1 protein-coding gene is annotated in these 3,092 nt (G+C 71.4%); it reads right to left on the bottom strand.

Annotated features, from left to right (window positions below; all coding sequences use genetic code 11):
- Positions 1-2,798: family 43 glycosylhydrolase (locus tag ACFWFR_RS18730; RefSeq protein ID WP_377624093.1), on the bottom strand; the 2,798-nt coding region annotated here is incomplete at its 3' end.
- Between the last annotated feature and the right edge of the window lie 294 nt (positions 2,799-3,092).

A 3,092-nucleotide genomic window follows, 5' to 3' on the forward strand; every position in this document is an offset into this window, starting at 1 on the left:
TCGAGGGGGACGTCGCTGGTGTTGAGGGCGCGGACGGAGAGGGTCGCGGTGCGTCCGGTGCACTGGGCGCGCACGCTCGCCTCGACCCCCAGGTCGACCTCGGGGGCGACCGGTTCCTGCGAGACCATGACCCAGCTGACCTGGATGTCGGGAGAGCGGGTCGGGGTGATGCGCAGCTCGGCACGGCCGTCCGCGCCGACCTCGACCGTGTACTGCCCCGCTGCGGGGTCCGCCGTGAACAGCCGCTCCTGCTCGACGACCGTGCCGTTCAGGCTGACCCGGGCGGCCCGGTTCGCGTGCGGCCACGGGTCGTAGAAGCCCGCACGGACCGTGGCGGTCCCGGGCTCGAGGCCCTCGAACACGTAGACCAGGTCCTGGTGGTTCTTGCCGTAGCGCAGGCTCTGGTAGATGTCGCCGCCCGAGCGCAGAGCGCTGTCTGCGGGCGAGCTGCTGAGCCCCCACCGGACCCCGGTCGACGGGTCTGCGGCGAGCTGCTGCTCGGGGACCGACCCGAGGAGCGGGAGGCCGTGCTCGGCCTCGGCGACCGCCCGGATCGCGGTCCAGTCGGAGGTGGTCTCCCCGCCTGCGTTGACCACGTACCGCAGGTCGTGCGGCACGGCCAGGACGTCACGCGAGAAGGTCCTCCCGTCCGCCAGCGTGCCTCGGAGGGAGACCTGACCCGGACGAGAGATCGAGGCGGCGTCCCAGGTGACGGCGACCGCCGTCGTCGTCCCGGCCTGCGTGACCTCGACGGTCGAGGGGAGCGTGGTCGTGTCGCCCAGCCACACGTGGCCCGGGAGGTCGGCCTGGACGCTCCAGCTGCCCGAGGGAACCAGGTCGTCCAGCGTCCAGGTGCCCGGGTTCGTGAGCGAGAGGGTGCCGTTCTCGCCGAACGTGATCGGCAGCCACACGTACGGGGCGTTCTTCAGGTCGCTGGGCGTCCAGCGGTCGCCCATGTAGACGAACTTCCCGTTGTCGGGGTCGACCGGGATGACCGAGGTGCTCTGCGAGCCGAACGTCGTCGACGCGCCGCTGCCCGAGACCGGGTTGCCGTGGTCCGTCCACTCCCCGAGGATGTCGGTCGCGGTGGCGTACTGGGCAGGGTTCGGGTCCCACCCGGTCGCACCCGAGGTGATCAGGTAGTACGTGCCGCCCTGCTTGAAGAGAGCGGGGGCCTCGCGGTGCGCGCCGATGTACGGGCGCGTGAAGTCGACACCCTTGACGGCCTCCGCCGGCGGCGTCGCGAGCTGCGTGTACGTCTCGTCGAGGCGTGAGATGAACAGCGAGTAGTTCTCCTCGGACGAGTAGATGATGTAGCCCGTGCCGTCGTCGTCGACGAAGAGATTCATGTCGCGCGCCATGCCGGGGCTCGACGGCATGTGGTTCGGCTCGCCGTCGGGAGCGACGTGCAGCCGGTAGGAGTCGATGTACCGGAAGGGGCCGGTGGGCGAGTCGGAGACCGCGACGCCCGCGTTGGCCTTGGCGTACTGGGCGTTCGACGTCTCGGACGGTCCGTCGGCGTGCACCCACAGGACCCACTGTCCGGTCGACTCGTTGTAGATCACCTTGGGGCGTTCCAGGATCGCGGCGTTGACCGCGGGATCGGTCTGGACCGTGCCGAGGTCGCGATACACCGCGGCGCGCTCCTCGGCGGTGTAGTCGGCGTAGAGCTCGGCGAAGTAGGGGTCGGACTCGAACTGGTCGGCCGAGGACATGGCCCGGAGCGCGAGGCCCCTGTCGGTCCAGTTGTAGAGGTCGTACGACGAGTAGACGTGCACGCCCGGGCTCGAGCCGTACCCGTTGCTGCGGTCCTCCCCGTACCAGTAGTAGATGCGCTCGCCCGCGTCGTCGGTGGCCGGGACGACCTGTCCGCCGTGCGCCTGGATGACGCGCCCCTGGTCGTCCGTCCAGGGTTCGCCCGGACGGAACGAGTCGTAGGTCTCGACCGGGCGCAGGGCGTCGTGCGCGGCGTCGATCGCCTCGAACGCCGCCCGGATCGCGGCCTCGTCCTGGCTCGCTGCCCCGATCAGGGCCCGCGCGGCGTCGAGCGCCGCGTCGAGCGCGACGACGGTCTCCGACGCGAAGCCGTGGGCCTCCTCGGGGGAGAGGGTGGACGCGGCGACCTTCGCCCCGAGCGTCTCGACCGTCCAGGACGGCAGCGCGCGGACCAGCAGGTAGCTGACCGCAGGGTCGGCCCAGGCGCCGTTCCGGTCGGCGGGGCTCGCGACCGAGGTGTTGAGCGTGCCGTCGGTGACGTGCACGGTGTAGCTCTTCTCGAGCGCGGAGGTGCCCGTGTCGAACGTCTCGAGCGCCGTCCCCTCGGCGCGGGTCACGACCTTGCGTCCTCCCCATCCGGACGGGATCTGGAAGCCGAACGTGAGCTCGTAGGTGCCGTCGGGGACGTCGAAGTCGTACGCGACCTCACGGCTGGGCAGGTGGGCACCGGTGGGCTCGGCGTCGTAGCGCAGCGAAGCGCCTCGGGCGTTGCCCGTGCTCTCGTTGGCCACGGGGTTCGACGTGGAGCTCACGACGTAGCCCCACGAACGGCCCGTCGCGACGTCCGGTCCCAGCTTCTGGTCGGTGCGGCTCTGGTAGAGACCCAGGTGGTCGCCCGCGGCGACCGTGTCGGTCACGGTCGAGCCGGCGTTGGCGAAGTACAGCGTGAAGTCGTTCTCGACGAGCTGCTGGACGGACGGCTGGGGCCAGCCGTCAGCCACGGCGGCCCGCGCAGGAGGCGCGGCGGCACCGGCCGCCGAGGCCGGGAGGACGAGCGCGCAGCTCGTCAGGAGGGCGGTCACCGTGGCGGCCGAGCGCCACGTTGCTCTCGGTTCGTGGGATCTCACTGGAGGGACCTTTCGGATGGTCGGGGGATGTTCGAAGGTGCGCAGGTGCGCCCACGGCGCGCCGCCCGGGGTGGGTGGCGCGCCGTGGTCGGTGGGTGGGGTGGGTCAGCAGGTGGTGGTGGGGTGGTCGATCTGCTGGGTGTGGGTGGTGCCGTCGGTGCGGGTGGCGGTGATGGTGGTGGTGCCTGCGGTCAGGGTCTGGGTGCGGGCGGAGAAGGTCTGGCTGGCGGACTTTCCGGGGGCTACGCC

The organism is Oerskovia sp. NPDC060287 (genome assembly GCF_042726775.1).
GTDB classification, from domain to species: Bacteria; Actinomycetota; Actinomycetes; order Actinomycetales; family Cellulomonadaceae; genus Oerskovia; species Oerskovia merdavium.